19 protein-coding genes and 3 pseudogenes are annotated in these 19522 nt (G+C 59.8%); 11 read left to right on the top strand and 11 right to left on the bottom strand.

The window, feature by feature from the left end; all coding sequences use genetic code 11:
- The first annotated feature begins 1 nt into the window (after position 1).
- On the top strand, positions 2–226 hold the full coding sequence (locus B5V02_RS00110; protein WP_111542263.1) for a DUF2274 domain-containing protein: 225 nt from the start codon (positions 2–4) through the stop codon (positions 224–226).
- Between the two features lie 82 nt (positions 227–308).
- Here B5V02_RS00110 and B5V02_RS00105 read toward each other — a convergent pair whose 3' ends face one another.
- Positions 309–1226, bottom strand: a complete 918-nt coding sequence (locus B5V02_RS00105; RefSeq protein ID WP_111542262.1) for a LysR family transcriptional regulator — start codon at positions 1224–1226, stop codon at positions 309–311.
- Between the two features lie 234 nt (positions 1227–1460).
- On the opposite strand from B5V02_RS00105, the gene B5V02_RS00100 reads away from it, so the two are divergent.
- The 6 genes from B5V02_RS00100 to B5V02_RS00075 all read left to right on the top strand — a co-directional run bounded on the left by B5V02_RS00100 (position 1461) and on the right by B5V02_RS00075 (position 6213).
- Complete coding sequence (locus B5V02_RS00100) at positions 1461–1679, top strand: helix-turn-helix domain-containing protein (RefSeq protein ID WP_111542261.1); 219 nt, start codon at positions 1461–1463, stop codon at positions 1677–1679.
- A gap of 354 nt (positions 1680–2033) precedes the next feature.
- Positions 2034–2693, top strand: coding sequence for an ABC transporter permease subunit (locus B5V02_RS00095; protein WP_111542260.1), 660 nt, complete (start codon positions 2034–2036; stop codon positions 2691–2693).
- Between the two features lie 10 nt (positions 2694–2703).
- On the top strand, positions 2704–3453 hold the full coding sequence (locus B5V02_RS00090) for an ABC transporter permease (protein WP_111542259.1): 750 nt from the start codon (positions 2704–2706) through the stop codon (positions 3451–3453).
- Between the two features lie 92 nt (positions 3454–3545).
- Positions 3546–4352, top strand: coding sequence for a transporter substrate-binding domain-containing protein (locus tag B5V02_RS00085; protein ID WP_245445551.1), 807 nt, complete (start codon positions 3546–3548; stop codon positions 4350–4352).
- A gap of 81 nt (positions 4353–4433) precedes the next feature.
- A complete protein-coding gene (locus tag B5V02_RS00080) occupies positions 4434–5687 on the top strand; it encodes a CapA family protein (RefSeq protein WP_111542257.1) in 1254 nt (417 codons plus the stop codon).
- Positions 5688–5727: 40 nt separating this feature from the next.
- The gene (locus B5V02_RS00075; RefSeq protein WP_111542256.1) at positions 5728–6213 is read left to right on the top strand and encodes a helix-turn-helix domain-containing protein; all 486 of its coding nucleotides are present in this window, start codon (positions 5728–5730) and stop codon (positions 6211–6213) included.
- A gap of 257 nt (positions 6214–6470) precedes the next feature.
- Here B5V02_RS00075 and B5V02_RS00070 read toward each other — a convergent pair whose 3' ends face one another.
- From B5V02_RS00070 to B5V02_RS00045, 6 genes are all read right to left on the bottom strand, one after another.
- Positions 6471–6974 (bottom strand): DoxX family protein, encoded by a 504-nt coding sequence (locus B5V02_RS00070; protein WP_111542335.1) that lies wholly within the window; start codon positions 6972–6974, stop codon positions 6471–6473.
- Between the two features lie 51 nt (positions 6975–7025).
- Entirely contained in the window at positions 7026–7505 is a 480-nt protein-coding gene (locus B5V02_RS00065; RefSeq protein ID WP_111542255.1) for a tetratricopeptide repeat protein, read from the bottom strand.
- Between the two features lie 28 nt (positions 7506–7533).
- Complete coding sequence (locus B5V02_RS00060; RefSeq protein ID WP_111542254.1) at positions 7534–8505, bottom strand: MBL fold metallo-hydrolase; 972 nt, start codon at positions 8503–8505, stop codon at positions 7534–7536.
- A 98-nt stretch (positions 8506–8603) separates the two neighbouring features.
- A complete protein-coding gene (locus tag B5V02_RS00055) occupies positions 8604–8831 on the bottom strand; it encodes a DUF680 domain-containing protein (protein ID WP_111542253.1) in 228 nt (75 codons plus the stop codon).
- 55 nt (positions 8832–8886) lie between these two features.
- Entirely contained in the window at positions 8887–9132 is a 246-nt protein-coding gene (locus tag B5V02_RS00050) for a DUF680 domain-containing protein (RefSeq protein ID WP_111542252.1), read from the bottom strand.
- A 397-nt stretch (positions 9133–9529) separates the two neighbouring features.
- Complete coding sequence (locus B5V02_RS00045) at positions 9530–10012, bottom strand: anti-sigma factor family protein (protein WP_245445549.1); 483 nt, start codon at positions 10010–10012, stop codon at positions 9530–9532.
- Between the two features lie 23 nt (positions 10013–10035).
- Here B5V02_RS00045 and B5V02_RS00040 point away from each other — a divergent pair.
- Positions 10036–10200, top strand: a pseudogene (locus B5V02_RS00040) (L-glyceraldehyde 3-phosphate reductase); the annotation flags it as partial.
- Between the two features lie 366 nt (positions 10201–10566).
- On the opposite strand, the gene B5V02_RS00035 reads toward B5V02_RS00040, so the two are convergent.
- The 4 genes from B5V02_RS00035 to B5V02_RS00020 all read right to left on the bottom strand — a co-directional run bounded on the left by B5V02_RS00035 (position 10567) and on the right by B5V02_RS00020 (position 16482).
- On the bottom strand, positions 10567–12261 hold the full coding sequence (locus B5V02_RS00035; protein ID WP_111542251.1) for an adenylate/guanylate cyclase domain-containing protein: 1695 nt from the start codon (positions 12259–12261) through the stop codon (positions 10567–10569).
- A gap of 788 nt (positions 12262–13049) precedes the next feature.
- Entirely contained in the window at positions 13050–14450 is a 1401-nt protein-coding gene (locus B5V02_RS00030) for a hypothetical protein (protein ID WP_146605979.1), read from the bottom strand.
- A 1-nt stretch (position 14451) separates the two neighbouring features.
- A complete protein-coding gene (locus B5V02_RS00025) occupies positions 14452–15660 on the bottom strand; it encodes an MFS transporter (protein WP_245445563.1) in 1209 nt (402 codons plus the stop codon).
- 96 nt (positions 15661–15756) lie between these two features.
- Positions 15757–16482 (bottom strand): helix-turn-helix domain-containing protein, encoded by a 726-nt coding sequence (locus tag B5V02_RS00020; RefSeq protein WP_245445548.1) that lies wholly within the window; start codon positions 16480–16482, stop codon positions 15757–15759.
- A 442-nt stretch (positions 16483–16924) separates the two neighbouring features.
- Here B5V02_RS00020 and B5V02_RS00015 point away from each other — a divergent pair, with 442 nt between their 5' ends.
- The 3 genes and pseudogenes from B5V02_RS00015 to B5V02_RS41265 all read left to right on the top strand — a co-directional run.
- Entirely contained in the window at positions 16925–17920 is a 996-nt protein-coding gene (locus B5V02_RS00015; RefSeq protein WP_111542248.1) for a class I SAM-dependent methyltransferase, read from the top strand.
- A gap of 109 nt (positions 17921–18029) precedes the next feature.
- A pseudogene (locus B5V02_RS41270) lies at positions 18030–18815 on the top strand (LysR family transcriptional regulator); the annotation flags it as partial.
- Positions 18816–18949: 134 nt separating this feature from the next.
- Positions 18950–19141: pseudogene (locus B5V02_RS41265) on the top strand (DUF1236 domain-containing protein); the annotation flags it as partial.
- Between the last annotated feature and the right edge of the window lie 381 nt (positions 19142–19522).

Genomic DNA, 19522 nt, shown 5'->3' with positions numbered 1-19522 from the left:
AATGGCCAAGCTGAAACTCGGTCCGATTGCAGACGACAAGCCGGTTAAAGTCACGGTGGAACTACCGGCGCTGCTGCACCGCGATCTGTCCAGATATGCTGAGATCCTTGGGCGCGACTCGGGTCAGTCATCCACCGATCCTCTTCGCCTGATCGTGCCGATGCTGGAGCGCTTCATTGCGACGGATCGCGGCTTTGCCAAGGCCAAGCAAGAGCGCAAGACCTGAATGCAGCCAAACCACAAAGTGTGCGACGACCTGCGCAGCAATTGAACCTTCGTGAAGGAACAACCGGTGGTTCCTTGGAACGCTATGCGATCCCGGCCGCCGTCGGAGCAAAGGCGGACACTATCGCTTCAAGTGAAACGTTCAGTGCGTTGGTGAAGGTCCTGCCCTTCTGCCAGATAGCGACGTAGTGATAGATCGCGGAGGGTTCCACCGGCTTTGCTTTCAGGTGAAAGGCCGCATACTCACGCGCAATGATTTCATTGGTTATCGAGATGCCAAGGCCAGCGGAAACATAGCCCGCTTCGTGACCGTTGCAGTCGAATTCGACCAGTATGTCAGGCTCGACACCAGCGAAGCGCAGCGCATTGAAGTTCATCTGATGGGCGGCAAATTGAGGATCGATGTCGACGATCGTTTCTCCCGCGAGGTCATGAGCCTCGATGCACGACTGTCTCGAAAAACGATGATCGGGATGAAAGATGCATACGTTGCGCGCCGAGCCCAGCGGCGCCCATTCAAACAGGCCTGGATCGAGAGGCAGCCTTGAGATTCCGAGATCCGCCCGCCCGGCCAGGATGTGCTCTCCGATCTGATCGTAGCTTCCCGAAATCGATCGAACAGTCGAGGCAGTCTTCGAACGAATTGTCGCTACAACCCGGGGCAAGGTCACAAAGCCGAAGACGGAAGGCGCAGCAATGGCGATCCGTTGCTTTTCGTCGTTCTTCATCGCGAAGATCGACGACTCCAGTCGATCCAGGGACGTTATAGCGAGATCGACGTTTCGCAGCAGTTCCCAGGCTTCCTGCAACGGAACGATGCGGTTCGAGGACCTTTTGAAGAGTGTGATGCCAAGCGTTGCCTCGAGTTGCTTCACATGTTGACTGACCGCCGGCTGGCTTATCCCGAGGGCCACCGCCGCTCGCCTTGTCGAACCGGTTCGAAGCACCTCGCGGAAAACCTGCAACTGTCGGAGCTTCAGGCCGCCTTGCAGCAACTCCATCCTGTCCGATCCCTCTTTTGAAAGCGGCTTGTGTCAACCCCGAAGTGGATTGAATGGGCAGACCGGGGCAGAGACCGCGTATATGCGGCCGGCCTGGAAATGAAGTGGCGCGCAATCTCTGAGATGACACCTTCTCGGAGCTTGGTACCGAGGCGATGCACATCCTCCTCAGATCGGCCGTTTACATACTATAGTTGATAAACTCGGAGTATGTAAGCCGCGATCTTCCGGCGCATGGATATGCGCAAATTGGTCGGCCGGAACTTCGCCCGCCTGCGTCGAGAGAAGGGTCTGACCCAGGAAGAAGTTGAGGCGCGTTCCGGCTTCAGCCAGCAATATCTCAGCGGCCTAGAAAGGGGCCGGAGGAATCCGACTGTGATCACCCTTTATGAACTGGCTCAAGCTCTCGGCGTGGGCCACATCGAATTGGTCAAGCCTGATGATCATCTCTGATTGACACCTGCCGCGCGGGTCACGTGACCAGTCGGAATGGGTCGTGGCGAAATCAGCCGTTCACCCGAACTTTCAGAGCCTAGAGCGCCGAGACTGTCGCAGAACGGGGCTCAATTCTACCAAACCTAGTCTTGCCGACCGCCCAGATAGAGGGCGTGTATAATCATTCGTTATGGCAAAAATTTTCAAAATTATAGATTGAGCGAAAAGAGATAGCCGATAGGTTAGGTCAAATCCGGGAATTTATTGCCGGCTATCTCTAAGTCAATTTCGCAATCGTACGGTACCCACCAAAGGTATTGCGCGGAAAATCGCGCCGTACATTGCGAAATTGCAAACCGATGGATGAATCCAATGGGCGGTTTTGCTTTTCAGTTTGCTGCCGCCTTTGTGGTTACCCTGAGCCTTGCGCTTGTCAGCGGTTCTTTGGGAACAGTATTTGGCCTGCTGCTGGCCGTCTCCAAAAGCGCGGCGGCCCCTCGGCTAAGCAGGGTTGTGACGGCCTACACGACTGTGGTCCGTGGTGTTCCAGAACTTGTCATTATCCTGCTCATCTACTTTGGAGGCACCACGTTCGCCAGCATGGTCGCCGGCCGCTATGTGGAGGTGAATGCGTTCACCGCAGGGGTGATCGCGCTCTCGGTCGTGTTCAGCGGCTATGCGACCGAAGTGTTCCGGGGGGCGATTGCCGCCGTGCCCACGGGGCAGACGGAAGCGGCGAAGTCGCTTGGGCTGAATGCCTGGCAGCGTTGGGCCTTCATCATCGGTCCGCAGATGCTGCGGCTGGCGCTGCCAGCCTATGGCAATCTCTGGATTTCGCTCTTCAAAGATACCGCGTTGGTGTCAATCGTCGGCCTGACCGACATCATGCGCGTTGCCTATGTCGGCGCCGGATCGCTGCGTGCGCCGCTGACCTTCTATCTCGCGGCCTCAGCGCTTTATCTCACCCTCACGACAGTGACGCTGGTGTCTATCCGGTTCGCAGAGCGGCGTTACCCCGCTTTCGGTCGCTAGGGGACCTGCCGTGAACCTCCAGTTGATGCTTGATGCGGTGGCGGTGCTCTCCTCAGGCGTGGGGCTCACCTTGACGCTGACCGCGCTGTCGCTGATTGCGGGATTTCTTTTGTCGGTGCCGCTGGCGTTCATCCGCGCCTTCGCGCGTCCCAGCCTGTCGCTCGCGGTGTTGGGCTACACCTATGTCTTTCGCGGCACACCCATGCTCGTTCAGCTCTTCCTGCTCTATTATGGTCTAAGCCAGATCGAGGCTGTGCGGGCCAGCGTCTTTTGGGTGATCCTTCGCGACCCTTTCTGGTGCGCCCTGCTGACATTCTCGCTGAACAGCGCGGCGCATACCACCGAGATCCTGTGTCGAGGTCTGCAGTCCGTGCCCAAGGGTCTAACGGAGGCCGCCGCGGCTCTCGGCTTGAAACGCCTACAGACCGCTCGCCTTGTTACCTTTCCGATCGCGTTCAGGATTTCGCTTCCGGCTTACGGGAATGAAGTCGTGGGCATGATCAAGGGCTCGTCCCTGGCGAGCACCGTAACGCTTCTCGAGATCACCGGCATGGCGAGGCAGATGGTGTCGGCTACCTTCGCCCCCTTCGAAATCTTCATCGTCGCCGGCGCAATTTATCTGTCGCTTACGTCGGTCACGGTGAAAGCAATTCAGTTTCTGGAAGGGCGGCTCTCGACCGACGGTCCTCCTGGCACACGACGCAGGCTGCGACCAAAGCCGGCGCTGTGCGAACCCGAGATCACGACACCCACGCCGTGACCGTGCAGCTTTCGCTGCATTCCCACCAACCAAAACGAAAGAGGTGCCTTATGCGCATACCCTTTGCCACGGCTGTTTTGCTCGCATCATTCATGTCAGTCTTCCCTGTCAGGGCCGAGGGCGAGCGCCCGCTATCGATCGCCACCGAAGGCGCCTCGCCGCCATGGGACGGCACCGATGCGAATGGCGAGCTCTATGGCTACGACGTCGATGTCGGACGCGAGCTGTGTCGCCGCATCAACATCAAATGCAGCTTTGTCGCGCAGGACTGGGACGGCATCATTCCGGCCCTGGTCGTCGGCAAGTTCGACGTCATCATGTCCGGCATGGCGATCACCGAGAAACGCAAGCAGTCGATCGCATTCTCAGTCCCCTACGCCGGCGGTTTCAACCAGTTCGTCGTGCGCAAGGAACTAGGGCTTGATGCCGGCGATACCAAACAAAAGGTCAACCTCTCCACAGTCGGGGATAAGGAAAGGGCGGCCATCGAGCACGTCAAGTCGACGCTCAGCGGCAAGGCAATCGGCGTCCTGCGCTCATCGAACTCGGAGGCTGTTCTGAAGGATCTCTTCGGGGATGTCGTGACCATTCGCAGCTACGACAGCCTGGACAATCTGAAGCTCGACCTTGCCGCCGGGCGCGTCGACGGCGGGCTTGCCGACTTTTTCACATGGAGGGATTTCCTGGAGACGCCGGCTGGGTCGATCGCGGTGTTCTTCGGACCGGAACTGAAGGGTGGTCTCTGGGGACCTGGCGTCGGCGCCGGCATGCGCAAAGACGATACCGCGTTGCTCGCCAAGTTCAACGCGGCCATCGATGCGGCCGCCAAGGATGGGACGCTCACGGCGCTAAGTATCAAATGGTTCAAGACCGACATCGCACCAGCCATTGCGAAATAACGGCGCCACCGGCTTCGACACATCGTGTGGCGCAGGCCGCGTGCCGGCGCCCGACATCCCAAATCCCAAAAGGCGAGCTCCATGAAAGACCATTTTTGCGCGGTTGTAACCGGCCAGTCCCTGATCACGCACGACATCCGCAATATCCAGGACGAACGGTTCGCCGAAATTGTCCGCTTCTTGGGGCAGGGCGACCTCGTATTCACCAACTTCGAGTCGACGATCCTCGGCAAGCACGGCGGTTGGCCGACCAAGGGCAGGTACTTCGGCTATTCCAAGGCCGAAGTGTTGGACGCGTTGCAGGCAATCGGCTTCAACGCGCTTGCACTGGCGAACAACCACGCTTTCGATCTCGGCCCGAGCGGCGTGTTTAATACCCTGGAAGAGGTGGAAGCGCGCGGATTCCTGCATGCAGGGATTGGGGCGGACGAGGCGGACGCGGCCAGACCGGGGCGCCGCCGGCTTGGGGCGCGCGAGGTCGCGCTGCTTGCCATCGATGCAGGGCCAGGCCCGGCCAACATGTATGCCGATAACGCTACCCTGTTTCGTCCTGCGCGTGCTGGCGTCAACCACCTGAAGACCGTTCGAAAATTTGGGGTGCCGGACGGACATTTCCGCAGACTGGCGAGGCTTGGCGAACACCTCCAAAGCTCGCCCTACGAACTCGCCAACTATGCGCAACCGGAGGACCCGCCGGAGGTGGCGAGCGGCAAGGAGATCAATTTTTACGGCACGGTGTTTGCGCAAGCTGCCAGCTTCGGTCGCCTAGTCGAGGTCGACTCTCAGAGCGCGGGCGTCCATTTGTCCGCCATCCGGCAGGCAGCGGCGCAAGGCGATTTCGTCGTCGCTTACCTGCACCATCACCATTGGGAACCAGGTTGGCAGGACGTGCCGCGTTGGGTGCGGACCTTTGCCCGGGCCTGCATCGATGCCGGCGCAGACCTCTTCGTCAGCCACGGCGCGCCCGTGCTCCAAGCTCTGGAGATCTACAATGGCGCGCCGATCTTCTATGGCCTCGGGAACTTCCTTTTCCACGTCCACCCCAACGAAAACGAATGGGACCCGCCGGAAGTCTGGCAAAGCATCGTCGCAGCGTGCCGTTATGACGTGAGCGGAAAACTTGAAGGGATTGACCTCCTGCCCGTTGTGATCGGCGCGGACGCGCAGTCTATCGGATCGGCAACGGGCAGGCTGGTTCCAACGGCCGCAACGGGGGGAGCAGGGCGAGATATCCTTGAGGGGTTTGCAACCCGTTCGCGGCTTTTCGGTACTGATATCGCGGTCTCCGGGTCGACCGGCCGCATAACTGTGCCCGTCGCGCGAAAATACGGCTGACACGCGTTCCGCGACAACTCTCTCTCCCTGGGACTGGTAAATGCACCATCGAAATGCCTTGCCGGAATCGAAACGACCCCGCGTCCCGCGAGTATGGCCAAAGCCGAAAATCGAGACCAGTCCTCATCCCGCCGATCTTCACGTCGGCCGACAGGTCGCAGTGGCTCGTGTGCAGTCGGACATATCGCAGGCACAGCTTGCCCGATCGATAGGCATCAGCTTTCAACAGCTCCAGAAATACGAGAACGCAAAGAACCGCGTTAGTGCGTCCATGCTCTACGAGATCGCCAGATCGCTAGGAGTTCCCGTCAGCCGATTCTTCGAAGGTCTCCCGGGCAATCGGACCAGCCCTGACGGTCCGCCTCTTCCAGTCGATGAGCGCATCGATTTCATTGCCAGCGCCGAAGGCCGGCGTCTGATTGAGGGACTGGTGCAACTGCATCCGCGGGTGCGCGGCCGAGTGTCCGCCCTGATCGCCGTCCTAGGGGAGGAATTGCTAGTCCTCGACGCGAATAAGGATAGCTAGATGGCCGGCGAATTTGCACCGGCCAAACCCAAGACCGCTTGATAGCCCGTAGTCGGGGCCGGACGAGCTTGATGCGTGAAGCGTCGCCTGCTTCGCGCCTCATCTCGGTCGGCAGGGGCAGTCCTGTCCGCGCCGATAAGCGGACGTCGACGAACGACACGCCACGAGCGGCTTGCGCCATTAGGGGTCACCCGAGTTAGTTTGTGCGGCGCCGTCGAGCGGGCGAGTGGATATGAGACCCGGCGTATGGGCCGATTTTAGAATGGGAGTTTGATATCGCCCGCCGACAAAGGCCGACCCACGGCTATGAGCGCGGCAACCGTCTCTCTGTCCCGTTGCCGACGCGTCACCAAGCCAGTCACCACGCGGTCGAGCGAGATCGCGCCGGCGCCGGCTATGGCGAGGGCGAACATGCCGCCGGCTATGGCGAGATCCTTTTCGAAATGCAGCAATTCGTTCTGGCTGGCGAAATTGGTGTGGAACAGGGCGGCGGTTGCCAGACAGAACAATCCAAGCGAGACCGCGCCCAGACGCGTCAGCAGGCCGAGGCCGACCGACAGGCCAGCTCCCAACTGCAGCGCTATGGTGGTGATGAGAAGCAGCGAGCTGACGCCGAGCGCGGCCATGGCTTTTGCGGCACCTTCGAAGTGGCTCGCCAGCTCAAGGCCTTCATGCACGAAGAGTAGCGAGAGCAGCAGGCGACCCGTCAGCAGGGTCAAGTCGCTGAGGTGTAATTTCGAGGCGATTTGTGTCGTTGTCACGATGGGCTCCAAACAAGAGAGAGGGCAGGCGCCTTGCCGCGCCTGCCTAGTTTACTTTGTCACTTTGGTGTCGATGGCTTTTTGCAGGTCCGCGCGTTCCTCGCAGCCTGCCGGGCAGAGCTGCGTCAGCGACGCCAGCTGCTGCCTGGCCTTGGCCATGTCGCCGGTCTCGACATAGAGCTCTCCGAGATATTCGCGCGCGGCCTTGTGATCAGGCTTCAGTTCGAGCGCCTTGGTGTAGTAGGTCAGCGCGGTTTTGTAGTCGCCGGTCTTGCGTAGCGTGAAGCCGAGCAGATTATAGACGTCGGCCTGCTGCGTATCCTGCGCCAGGTCGCGAAGGTCCGCCAGCGCTCCCTTATAGTCCTTGGCGTCGATCTTCGCCTTGACCGCCGTGAGGTCCGGTGCATCGTCGCCTTCGATGTTGTCGACGGCATAGGCCGGCACGGTGATGGCGACCGGAACCGCGGTCAGCACGGCAACGGCGCCGAGCAGCCCGAACAGCGCGTGCTTGCCGAAAAGGGGATGTTTCATTGTCTTTCTCGCTTTCCTGATTTCCCGCTCAGATCTGCACCGGGGTGAAGCCGTACGCCTTGCCGTCCTTGACGAAGGTGCCGGTGCTCGGGAACGGGAAGTGCGAGCCCGAGATCCGGATGTTGTCGGCAATCACGCGATTGATCAACTTGTGCCGCGTGGTGATCGCCGTCGGCCCGTCCTGGTCGTAGCTGCCTTGCCACTCCGGATGCGGCGCCAGCAGCGCCGGCACATACATCGTGTCGGCCGAAATCATGATCTGATCCTTGCCGGAGTTCGCCAGGTAGACCGAGTGGCCGGGCGTATGGCCCGGCGCTGCGATGATCTGGATGCCGGGCGCGACCTCGGCGCCGTCCTCGACCAGCTTCCAGTTCTTCCATTTCGGGAAGTTTTCGGCGATGCGCTTGCCCGCCGGCTTGCGCCCTTCGGGCAGCTTTGCTAGCCGGCCGGGATCGGTCCACCAATTGTATTCCGTGGCGTTAACGATCAGCTCGGCGTTCGGGAAAACCGGCGCACTGGTGCCCTTTTCCATCAGGCCCCAGACATGGTCGGGGTGGAAATGCGAGATCATGATCGTGTCGATTGTCTTGTAGTCGATGCCGGCGGCGGCCATGTTGGCCGGCAGATGGGTGGCATTGGTCTGCCATTGGCCGACACCGGAACCGGCGTCCATCATGATCAGCCGGCCGTTCATCTTGAGGACGACGACGGTGAGCGGGATGGGCATGAAGTCTGTCGTCAGTCCGGCCTTGGCCAAGGCTGCCTTGGTGTCCTCGACCGAGACATCCTTGATGAAGGCGGGGTCGTGTGGCTTGCGCCAGATGCCGTCATAGATGGCGGTGATCTCGATATCGCCGACCTTGTATTTGTAGAAGCCGACGGCCGGCTCGACCGGCGTTTCGGCGAAGGCAGGACGGGTGAATTCCAGCTTGCCGGCGAGGCCGAAAGCGGCAGCGGCAGCGGCGGACCCAAGCAACGTGCGACGTGTCATGTTGAACATGATGATCTCCTGTGTGAAGCGGTGTGGGTGGGGTGGCGGACAGCCAGGCCTGGCCCTCCGTCCTGATTGCGGACCTGTTGGTCCTGACCCGAGGAGACTCAGCTACCCCAGACGCCCTGGCCGTACTGAGCCGGCACGCTGGCATCGGCGTCACCCTGTGCCTTTTCGAACTTTCGGATCGAGCCGGTGTGCGAGGTGTCGATTTTTGAAACCGAATGGTTGGCGACCGCCTGGCTGGAAGTGTTCGAGTCGTAGTGGTCGCTGCCGGCGAAGGCCGTGCCAGTGGCAACGAGGATGGCGGCAGCGGTAAGGACGATCTTTTTCATGTCGATGGTTCCTGTTTGCGAGTGGTGAGAGAAGTTGTTCGCAGGTCGGGCGCGTTCAGCGGCCCCAGAGGCCGTCGTTGTTGTGCCGGGTGATGATGTCCTGAACCGACCCCTGGCTCGGCCCGGTCGTCACCTTGGTGTCGACGCCGCCCTGGCGCGAGGTGTAGGGAATGGAAGCAGTGGCATTCGTGTCGACAGTAGCGACCGGCTGATTGGAATTGTTGGCGCCATGATCGCTGCCGGCAAAGGCAGCGCTTGAGGCAAGCAGCATGGCAGCCACGCTGAGAGCGAGCTTGGTCATTTCGGTAGGTCCTTGTTTCGTTTCTTGTTGCGTGCCGGGAAATTGGCCCCGCTAACAACAAGACTCGGGAGGGCTTCCCTTTATTCCCTGGTGGCGCGAAATTCTTTTGGAAGTCCCGAAATCAGGGCTGGCGGCCGCCTGGAACTGGGCTAGCCCGCGCTGCACCAGAGATGGCAGCGCCAATGAAGGAAGGAATGATGGGAAACTACGGACGCGCTCGGGGGCCCGCGTGCGGGTTTGCCCCTTGGTCAAGCCAATAGGTCAAAGCGAGCACGCGCGTCGCGTCCGAAGTCGGCACGATGCGGCCGTCATGGCCCGTCAGCCCCCGCAGGATGGATCTGCGGCCAATGGGGGCATCGACTTCGACGGCGGCTGCCGACGCCTGGAAAGACTGAAATCAACCGGTCACGACGGCGGCGCGGAAGCGCGCAACGAAATCGTCGAGCTCCGGCCGCTCCATGTCGGAAATCGCCCAATAGGAGAAGGCGCCGTCGCTCCATTGCGCCAGCGAGAAGCCGCCCTCGGAGAGATCGAAGGGGTCGGTCATCGCACCAGCATTTTGCGGCTCGGCGACAAGGGTGATCAGATGTTCGCGGTGGCGATACACCAGCGCCGGCACCGCCCGACCGCCGATGACCTCGACCCTGCCACCGATGAGCGCAAATCCGTCCTTCGCCATGTCTGGCGCCGGCGGCGAAAGGCCGAGCCTTGCGTCGAGCCATGGCTTTACCGTGTGCCGGTCCGACGAGACGACATCCACCGGGCTCGTTGCCAGCAGGCCGCGTTGGTGGCCGCTGGCCACCCCTGCGGCAAAGTTATCGGTTGCGCCAGGCTGCATCGCCCATTGCGTCGCACCGCTCGCCAGTACCGCACTGATCATGATCGACGCCACCATGGCGCGCCAAGGGCCGGGTGACCTCGGCGCTGATCGGCGCCAGCCGGCCGGAACAGGTCGAGGATTGCGTCGGTGCGCTGAAGGTGCTCGATTTCAGAGAGGCTGAACTCGCCGAGATCGAATACGCGCGCGAGTCCGACATCAATCTGTGGGCGGCTTCGGCAGAGCGGTGACGACAGGTTTCAAATCCCTATCGCTCGGCTTTGCAGGTCGCTGGTGCCGCTTGTAGAATTAGAAGTTGTAGCTCGACCGATGTCCGCTTCAGGTCAATTCGCGACCCTTGTCCAGGTAGGTTGAACACCTGCAATCTTCGTCGTGGAGCCAGAAGCCGCCAGTCTGCTTCCGCCCGTTGCTGCCCTTCCACGGAACGACTATGGAGGTCCGGATCGGGTGCAAGACTGTCGTTCGTCTCGTCCATCGGAAATGAGCAGGTCGCGCCAACGGCGGACATACTGATGGCGCTAGCGGCAGTGCGCTAGGGTGACAATAATGCGGGCCATCGCATTATTGTAAGATTGGCTGATTTCCAGACGGCAATCTCATGCGACCAGTTCATTTATAGCGCTGACGATTCGCACGGCCAGCTGTTCCGCGCGGCCGCGCACGTTTACTTCGCGCACAGGAAACCCGCTCATTTCGACGCCGGCAGTGGCAGCGACGATGTCGGACACAACGAGTTGACAGCCATAATCTTTGGTTAGCTCCTGAAGGCGCGCGGCGACATGTACCGAGTCGCCGATTGCTGTCAGGACGAAGCGATCCCGGTAGCCAAGCTCGCCCAGGATCACGTTGCCGGCGTGGAGCCCGACGCCGATTGCAATTGGCTCCGGCAACTCGTCAGCCAATGTTCGATTCAGGTCGGCGAGACGGCTATGAATAAGTTGCGCCGCAACCAACGCTTGGGAGCAAGCCTCACGCGGCCCGGCTTGTATGCCGAAGATCGCCATCATGCCGTCGCCGAGGAATTGGTTGGGCATGCCGCCGGTATTGACTACCGCGCCTGCCACGGCATCGAAGAAGTGGTTCAGCAGGAACACCACGTCATAAGGGAGCCGCTTCTCGACCAAGGCCGTTGACTTGCGGATATCCACAAACATGATCGCGACGAAACGTTCAATGTCCGATGCCTCGCGAGCGTCACGTAGTGGCGTGTCGGTTGCGCCGATCTCTGGCGGCAGCAGCGGAAGCACCGCGACATCACTGCGGGGGCGCAGTTGACACGCCAGACGCACACTCGGACCAGCGTGCAATCGATCCAACAACGCTTGCTCGGAAGCGCTAGGCGGCGACAATGTATCGACCCCACGCAGGACGCGGACGCGGCATGTCGTACAGCGACCTCGTCCGCCGCAAATTGCGGCGTGCGGAATGCTGGCGTGGCGGCTGGCATCGAGCACCGCATAACCCACTGGCACGCGAACGACACGGCCGCCAGGATATGCGATGTTGATCAGGCCACGGCGGCGCTCAACCAGCCAGCGCGTCGTCCGCGCGACGAAGACGAGCGCCAGGAGCACAACATAAATCCAGTAGAGCTGGACTTCGAGATTCCAGCTCGGTCCGTTCACGCTTGGATCGAGCACATGACCGTCGCGCTCGGTCAACTGCAGCCATTCTGGGTGCAGTTGCCACTGTGCGAGTACTTGGCGCGTGCCCTGCCAAATCCCGAGCAAAGCGAGCACCGGCAGGAGTGTTGCGAATGTAAGCAACACCGGGGCAAACTTACGATACGCGGATCGCGCACGTAGCCAGTAATGCACGCCGAGGCAACCATGCGTCCAAGCGACCAGGAGCACGGTGACTTGCCGCCACCCCCAGAACGGGACAAAGGAAAAATAGACGGTGAGCACTGCGTCGTAACGGCGCGTCACATTGAACGCTGAATATACATACCGCCCGGCCGCAAAGTGATGCAACAAGAGGGGTAGAATGGAGAAACCGAGAACAAGCCGTACTAATTCGCCGGCACCCAAACGGAAGCTTCGGCGCGCATACAGGGCATAGAGCGCGAGAGTAAAATGGATGGCGAACGCGCCGTAGAGAACGACGGTCCCCGGCACACTGTGCCAGACGAAATCATGAATTCGAGTACCCCATTGCATTGCCTCGAACGAAACATTGCCGAGCGCGTGCATGCTAAGGTGCAGCGTGAGATAGGAGAGCATGATGAGACCGGCTGCGAGGCGGAGCCGCCGGATCGTCATCTGGTCGCGAAATATGTTGGAATCTATCATCTAGCAAATCTTGGTTAGTCCCGAGATTTTCTCTCCAGATTTTTTGCACAGCAAAGGCAGTCGGTAAGGCTCTCCCGTTAGCAGCGATTGTTCTGCAAACGCTGATGATGACGCTGCAAGAACGGCTAATGCCAAAACTATCCTCATTCTGCCCCATCGTTGTGTCGCTCGCGCGGCGCGCTCGGATTGGCGAGCGTACAGTTGACGCCCGCCGCCGGACCGGGAGCGGAATTAGCAATCTCACATCTAGTGAGGCCTGATAAGGTGACCCCTGTTACCGGCTAAAAATTCCCTTTTTCCCTGAAATATTTTTGTCGCGAAGTTTTCCAAGGAAAAGCCGCCCGAAGATGGCTCTTCAATTCAAAGCTGTGATCATGCTTTGGTCTCCACCGCAGCCCGCTCCAGTGCAAGCCTGATATCACGCGCATTGACACGGTCCGGTCCATTGCGGCTCGTGCAATAGCGTTCCCCTCTCAGGGCGTGTCCGAGCCGATGCAGCTCCATTTCTTCCAGCCATCAGCGGCGTGAATCATCTGTCGAGCGCCAAATCGGAATGTCTCAGTTGGGTCAGATCGCGTCAAGCGACGCTCGCAACTGAGCGAATGCGATGGGTCGATACACGACCGTCCTGATGGCGATCCCGTAGGTCCGCAACTGGCGCGAAGCAGGTGGCACCAATGGTCGTTGCAAGGTCGGCTTTGTGGCCCAACCGTACTGAAAGCTGCCATTCCGCTTCCGGCCCGAACCAGCCGCCCATAGTCTCGCGCTGAGCGGGAGCATGCTTCGGGTCAGGAAAAAGCCCATTCATCATTGGTCGGGGCGATCAACCTCTCGCGCAGTCGCCTGTGAAGTTCCTGCCACGACGGGTCCGTCACGAAGCTGCTCATGCTCCCACAAGCCTTGGAGAAGGGAAGTTCGCCGAAGCGGTCGACGAGCCCGCTTATCCCGCCGGTCCTGCCCTCCAGTAATCGCTTAAAGGGATCATCATCACACTCTATCACCCGATGTCCCCAAGCTCCCGGCACATCGTCCGTCGCGAGAGCCTGTCGAAGATCCTCGTCCACGCCCGCCGCCTGGAGCGCCCGGCAGACGACGTAGCGCATCAAGGGATAGTAGAGCGGCTGATAACTGCCTCCAAGCGCACGCACGCCAGGCAGGATCGACAAGACCAGGAACATCAGGAGGAGATTCGGGATGAGACTGCGGTTTGCCAGCCGCTCAAGGATGTCCGGGGCTGTAAAGCGGGCCACCTTCACACCGGTCGCTGGATTGACGAGTTCTCCGGCGATCAACCGCAACGGAAGGCGTTTACCATTCTCATAGAACCAGAAAAAATCGGTACCGCGCGCGAGCCAGCCACTCCAGGGGCCGGCGGCCAGCTTATCGAGCTGCGCAATGATATTGGAAGCGAGCTTGGGGTCTTCCAACAGTCGCGCTCGTAGCCAGGAGTCTTCGTCCGACAGATGGTCCGCCACCAGGTCGGCAATATCCTCGTCGTCGATCTGCAGGAAGGCAAAGCTGGCTCCGAACAGTCTTGGCCAAAGCATGAGATTAGCTGCCTTGATGGCATGCGCCGGCCGCTCGAACTGCGTCTTGGGCAGAAGAATGCGGAGCAGCGTGAGCGCGTCTCCCTCGTGGTTCGGCTCCGTCGGCGTCAGCTCGAATTGATAGGATGCCGGCCCGGTCAGAAGGCTGTACCCGATCATCCGGCTTCGGCTGAGGCCAAAGACGTTGATCGGCTTGCCGTCGACCGTGAACCAGCCTGGCCCCTTGCGCGGCTTTTCAACGAGGCTCACCGTCGAAACGGCATAGGAGACGTAGGACGAGCAGCCATGCGCCGACAAGCCAAGGAGGCTCAGGATATGCGTATAATACGCCTCGGGCTCCAACAGGAGAAACAGGTGTGGGCCGGTCTGCAACACACGGCGCTTCTCGAAGTCCGAGCAGATTTGGGAAACTGCCTTGATCGGCAATCCGTTTCGCTTTCCCGCATTCCTGATCGTATCAAGCAACTTGGTAAGGGCGCGACGGCGAATTTCCGGCTCGGCTTTCTGAAGAGGTGCCTCGAACAGGCGGGAAGCATAGTCGCGGACCGGGCGGGAATAATAGGGCCGCATCCAGGGGTAGAGCGTCGCCAGCGACCCGAGGACTGCCTGTTTTGCGTCTGCATCTGCTGTTAGCTCGTCCACCTCACGATTCACCCTTTCGCTGTCCGGTACCGAGGCTCAATACGGGAATGCTGATGAGGAGCACCGCGCCGAAGCTGAAGAAAACCGTCGACGGAAATACACTGTCGCCCAAAACGGTCGAGGTGCTGAAAATGAGGAATCCAAGCGCGACCGCGAGACTGTGCATGGCGCCCTTGGCCCTGCCCAACACAGTATCTCGGACACACGACTGCAATGTGACCTCAATGCTCACCCGACCCAGATTGTAAAGGCATCCGAGTGTGGCGAAGACAATCAGCGTCCAGGGCGCGCGCAAAGCGATCAACGACATCAGCGCGAGCGCGGTTGAGCCCAGAAGCATGAGATGAAGCATAGGAGCCCTTACGGCTCGTGTCAGCCTGACGAAAAGAATCGCTCCAATCAGCGAGCCTGCCGACCACGCCGCCTCAAGGTGGCCGAAATCCGCGGCCGGGCCTTTTTGTTCTTCGAAGATGAAGCTTGAACCCATGACCGTGACCAGCACCGCGGCTCCGTAGAGAAACGCATATGCTGCAAAGAGACGAAGCAGGCGCCGATCAACGGCAGGCGCAGAGCCATTTGGCCTTGTGACGCCTCGCGGGACCGGGCGCAGCCGCATCGAGGAGAGCGAGCCCGATGACATCAGAAAGAACAGCGCAAGGGCTGCAAACGCGAGGGCAGGCGAGTGCCCACTCAGCAAAGGCCCGGCAAGCAATGCTGCTCCCAGACTCCCGAACTGCATGACGAAGAAGACGCTCGAATTTGCCATCGCAAGATCGGTGCCGCGCGCCACGAGCGGAATCATTGCTTGCGCAGCGGTCAACGCGGCACGATCGCAAATCGAGAACAGGACCCCTGACAGGCACAGCGTCGGCAATACGTCCAGATAGAGGAGCGAGAAGGCGGTGGCGAGCATGACGGCAAAGCGACCGACGTCTGCCGCTATGTTCAGACGTCGGCGATCAAACCGATCCGCCGTTAGGCCGGCGAGAGGGCTCGCGATGAATTCGGCAACACTGACGATGGCAAGCAAAGTCGCCACGCCGGCGCTTCCGTAGCCTGCTTCGACAAGAGCCCAGGCGCAGGCGATGTAATAGCCGTTTCGCCCGATAGAAGCCGCAAAGGTGCTGGCCAGGAACCCAAGGAAAACACGTGGTCGAGCGCCCAGTCTCCTGTCACAACAAATGCGGATAGCGTTTGACACGGGCGGCACATCCAATGGCCGCTCTTCGTATCCGGTTTCGGGAATCCCGCTTAACATTCATGCCCGGTTTTTCAGATACTTGCTGAAATAGGCAAACGTACTGATTCAAATTCTGCACCGGCGGCGGAACTCGGTCGGACAGACGCCGAAAGCCCGCTTGAAAGCGATCGTGAAATGGCTTGAGCTGCCGAAGCCGCATTCCATTGCGATCTCCGTCGCCGACCTGTTGGTCGATCGCAGCATATCGGCTGAACGTTCCAGACGACGCTTCGCGATGAACGCATGCGGCGTCATGCCCGTCGACTGCTTGAAGGCCCTGCCAAAATGGAAACGGCTCACGCCGACTTCCTTTGCCAGGTCGCCCAAAGTGGGCATTTCGTCCGGTGACGATTCGATCATCGCGACCGCACGTTTGAGATCGAACGACGACAAACCGCCTTTCGCCGGCTCATGATGGCTGCCTTTCAGCCTGACCATTTGGACAAGCAACTGCATGGCCTGGCACTCGACCATTGTCACGCTGATCGGGTCGGGCTGCTTGAGCTCAATAATAATCCGCTGCAAGGCCATCTCGACGGTCGTGTCGCGAAATCCGATCGAAGCGGGCAGGTCGCCCGAGCGGTGGCGCACCATTCCTCCGAACGCTTCGTCTGCGAACCCTTTTTCAATTGCGACGAGCACGTAAGCGGCCGTCGGGTCGCCCTCATCCCACCCCGTCCAATCACAGCCTGAAGGCATGTGGATTACCGAACCAGCGCGCCGCGGCGAGAAGGAGATGCGACGCCCATCGACGAAGTCTTCTCCGCGGCTCGCCACTCCCCTCAGATTCATCAGGAATATATGGCCTGGAAAGGAGATGCCCGTTTCCTGGCGCGCTAGACCAGTCCTCCTGATCAAGTCTGCCCGCACGTTTCCCCAACTCTCATGTTGGTGCGCAAACGTCTGATGCTGTGAGCGCCGTAACTTGTTGGGGTCGAGGCAAAGAGTATCCACGCAGAGAGCAACCTCTGTACCAAAAGCAGCCCGCCCGCTCCCTTGGTTGTGCATAACCATGGGTTGCTGGACAAATCAAAAATAACTCAGGATTGGTAGAAGATGTCACTTTAGTAAAAAAACGGCAATCGAATGAAAGCCGCCCGTATTGTGCCAGCCTACCAGTGCCTCGCCGAAGACTCGAACTAGCTTGAAACATTAGGCTGCTCTTAAATTAGCGGCGTTTCTGCATCGAGCTCTTGGCATCTCACCAAAGCAACGGTGTGGGAGGCATATTCCGATGCGTGGTCTCGACGATTTCCTGGCCGAGTGCGATCATGGTCCGCGGATTAACGAACTGGCCGGCTTCTTCGCGGCGACCGCCGCGGGTAAGAGCGGCATGCCGGTCCGTAGGCCTCTGGCCGATGCCCGCCTTCTGCCGGCCGATGAACTCCTTCGCGATCTCGTTCGCCTCCACGCCAGCCGGCAGGGTTTTTTCGACCAGCACTATCACGGCAGCATTCCCTACAGATTGGAAGAGGAGTGCCGGATGGCCTACGCAGTGCTGAAATATGCCCGGCTGCGTGGCGCTCCGCTATCGCTATACAGCCTTGGAACAGCCGAAGGCACGATGGCCAGGACGCTGTCGGAATTCTCTGCCGGGCAAATCCTTTCGCTATCGTGCAGCCCGAACCCTGAGAACTACAAATCGTTCATGGCTTACGGTGATCCGCCCCGCGCCGAGTTCTTTGTTGGCCCGTTCCATTGGTTGACCAAGGACGCGCTTGGATCTGATCGCCGGTTGACGAAATTCACTCAAGGCTTCGACTTGATCCTGGAGGACACGACCTTCCAGATGTATTCGCCGAACAGACCCAAACAGATCGAGTTCGTGACCCAAAACCTCAAGCAGGGGGGTATCTTCGTCTTCGTCGAGAAATTTCGGGCGGCCGACGAAGGCGACTACCAGCGTCGCGAGGACCAGAAGGATTATGGGTTCAAGGCGCGGTACTTCCCGCACGACGAAATCGAAAGAAAAAAGACTGCCGTCCTCGGGACCATGTTCAACAATGAGGTGACGCTGGAAGAGATGGCCCGCGCCGTGGGTGCGCACTTCAACCATTGCATCATGACGTGGAATAGCGGCAATTTCTGTAGCCTTGCGGCGAGCAACAGCAAGGACAATCTCGATCTCTACGTTTCACAGATGCCGGGGCCCGCCATTCCGAACGAGTATGTCTACGAGGTTAGCGTTCCTCAAAACTCGACGATCGCAGTGACAGAAGGTCCGGTGTGACGCCTCGATGGCATGGAGCGCCCGAGCGCGGCGATTTTCAGATGACGATCCGATCGCATTGCCTTGAAGAAGGGATCATCGGCGACGGTGTCCAAGAAGTTCAAGCGACATGACGCGCAATGGCAACGCTCTTCAGTTACTGACATACGCCTTCGCTGCCATGGATCACGGCAGTCTGCGTCAGGCGGCAAGAGCGCTGAGGGTCCAGGAGTCCTCGGTCAGTCGCAACGTGGTCAAGCTCGAACAGGTTTTGGAGATGCAGCTGTTCGAGCGCACCGTGCGCGGCGTTCGCTTGACCGAGACCGGCCGCGCCTGGATCGAAATTGTACGGGCTCACTACGAAGGCCTGCTGGATGCCTTCGCTGAACGGGTCCGCGATAACAAAGATGCAAAGACGCTCAGGATTGGGTTGTGCTGGGTGACAGCAGGTGCGTTTCTCAAGCGCCTCATCTGTCGGTTCAACAGGCTGTATCCAGACGTAAGGCTGACCATCGAGGATGTTCCAGCTAGCCAGCGCCTATCAGCCATACGCAGGCGGCGTTTCGACGTTGTATTCACGCACGATATTGGCACCGTCAAATCCTGCTGCAGCGAGGTGTTTTGGCAGGAGCGTCTTTTCGTGCTCCTACCGGCGACCCATTCACTCGCCGAGAAGCCGGTGCTGGCATGGTCCGACCTTGCGGATATGTGTCTGCTCGTTCCGGTTGGGCTCGAAGGACCGCCGCTGGATCTGTGCTTGCTCGAACGCATTGCGGCCGATGGAGGCCCGGCCGTTCAGACGTGTCGCGCCAACCAGACGACGGTCCTCTTCAATGTGCAGCTCGGTCAAGGCGTCACGTTGGCCGACGAAAGCTATGCCCGGACAGTCGCCACCGATAGCGCCCTTTGGAGGCCGCTCGCCGGTGAAAACAGCGTCAGCTCAATCAGGGGTACTGGCTCGGATCGAACCCAAAGCGCGCGGTCCTGCGTCTGGTGGGGCTCGCCAAGAACATGGCGGCGGCTAGCCAAGCCCCGCGACCCGCTTAGCAGGTGTCCAATGTCGATTTCGACATTTCGGTCGGCATTGAGGTTCCCCGGCACAAGATTCGGTTGCATCGTCTGCCGGCGGGTATCGTCAAGATTGTACCAGCCTACGAAACCTACGAGTATTTCGTATTGGCCGACGGTCGGATCGTCATCGTCGATCCGGACACGTTGAAGATGGTCCTTATCCTGACCTGACCTTGCAGTGCCCATCGCACTGAAAAGGCTCGCCACATCCACGTGGCGGGCCTTTCCACAAGATCTGCCGATGAATCAGATGTTGTCGGACGGAACCAGAAAAGGCCTTTCCGCGTCATAGACGCAGATTCCTGTGCAGCTACGGAGTTGACATCGATGTTAAGGCTCCTTCTTGTCGTCGCCGCGGCACTCGCCCTCGCATGCGGCGGGACGGAGGCGGCCAAGCTGGACCTTGGTCGGCTACAAACCAATGGGCGAGATCACGCGCGACGACGCGCGGGCTGTGCATAAATATTGGCTTGACCGAGTTGCGCCCGACAAAGGGCGACCGGACCGTTCGGCATCGACAGGCAACCGAAACATGGGCAACCTGCGAACCCT

Source organism: Mesorhizobium kowhaii (assembly GCF_003253745.1).
In the GTDB taxonomy this organism is placed as follows: Bacteria; Pseudomonadota; Alphaproteobacteria; order Rhizobiales; family Rhizobiaceae; genus Mesorhizobium; species Mesorhizobium kowhaii.
The sequence above is the reverse complement of the archived record's forward strand: the minus strand, read 5'-3'. Positions and strand labels throughout refer to the sequence as shown.

Excerpts from the sequence above, each read along its gene's own strand:
- B5V02_RS00105 (WP_111542262.1), bottom strand. The coding sequence starts at position 1,226 with ATGGAGTTGCTGCAAGGCGGCCTGAAGCTCCGACAGTTGCAGGTTTTC.
- B5V02_RS00095 (WP_111542260.1), top strand. The coding sequence starts at position 2,034 with ATGGGCGGTTTTGCTTTTCAGTTTGCTGCCGCCTTTGTGGTTACCCTG.
- B5V02_RS00085 (WP_245445551.1), top strand. The coding sequence starts at position 3,546 with ATGTCAGTCTTCCCTGTCAGGGCCGAGGGCGAGCGCCCGCTATCGATC.
- B5V02_RS00020 (WP_245445548.1), bottom strand. The coding sequence starts at position 16,482 with ATGAATCTGAGGGGAGTGGCGAGCCGCGGAGAAGACTTCGTCGATGGG.
- B5V02_RS00080 (WP_111542257.1), top strand. The coding sequence starts at position 4,434 with ATGAAAGACCATTTTTGCGCGGTTGTAACCGGCCAGTCCCTGATCACG.
- B5V02_RS00060 (WP_111542254.1), bottom strand. The coding sequence starts at position 8,505 with ATGTTCAACATGACACGTCGCACGTTGCTTGGGTCCGCCGCTGCCGCT.
- B5V02_RS00100 (WP_111542261.1), top strand. The coding sequence starts at position 1,461 with ATGGATATGCGCAAATTGGTCGGCCGGAACTTCGCCCGCCTGCGTCGA.
- B5V02_RS00035 (WP_111542251.1), bottom strand. The coding sequence starts at position 12,261 with ATGATAGATTCCAACATATTTCGCGACCAGATGACGATCCGGCGGCTC.
- B5V02_RS00075 (WP_111542256.1), top strand. The coding sequence starts at position 5,728 with ATGCACCATCGAAATGCCTTGCCGGAATCGAAACGACCCCGCGTCCCG.
- B5V02_RS00055 (WP_111542253.1), bottom strand. The coding sequence starts at position 8,831 with ATGAAAAAGATCGTCCTTACCGCTGCCGCCATCCTCGTTGCCACTGGC.
- B5V02_RS00065 (WP_111542255.1), bottom strand. The coding sequence starts at position 7,505 with ATGAAACATCCCCTTTTCGGCAAGCACGCGCTGTTCGGGCTGCTCGGC.
- B5V02_RS00110 (WP_111542263.1), top strand. The coding sequence starts at position 2 with ATGGCCAAGCTGAAACTCGGTCCGATTGCAGACGACAAGCCGGTTAAA.
- B5V02_RS00045 (WP_245445549.1), bottom strand. The coding sequence starts at position 10,012 with ATGATCAGTGCGGTACTGGCGAGCGGTGCGACGCAATGGGCGATGCAG.
- B5V02_RS00015 (WP_111542248.1), top strand. The coding sequence starts at position 16,925 with ATGCGTGGTCTCGACGATTTCCTGGCCGAGTGCGATCATGGTCCGCGG.
- B5V02_RS00050 (WP_111542252.1), bottom strand. The coding sequence starts at position 9,132 with ATGACCAAGCTCGCTCTCAGCGTGGCTGCCATGCTGCTTGCCTCAAGC.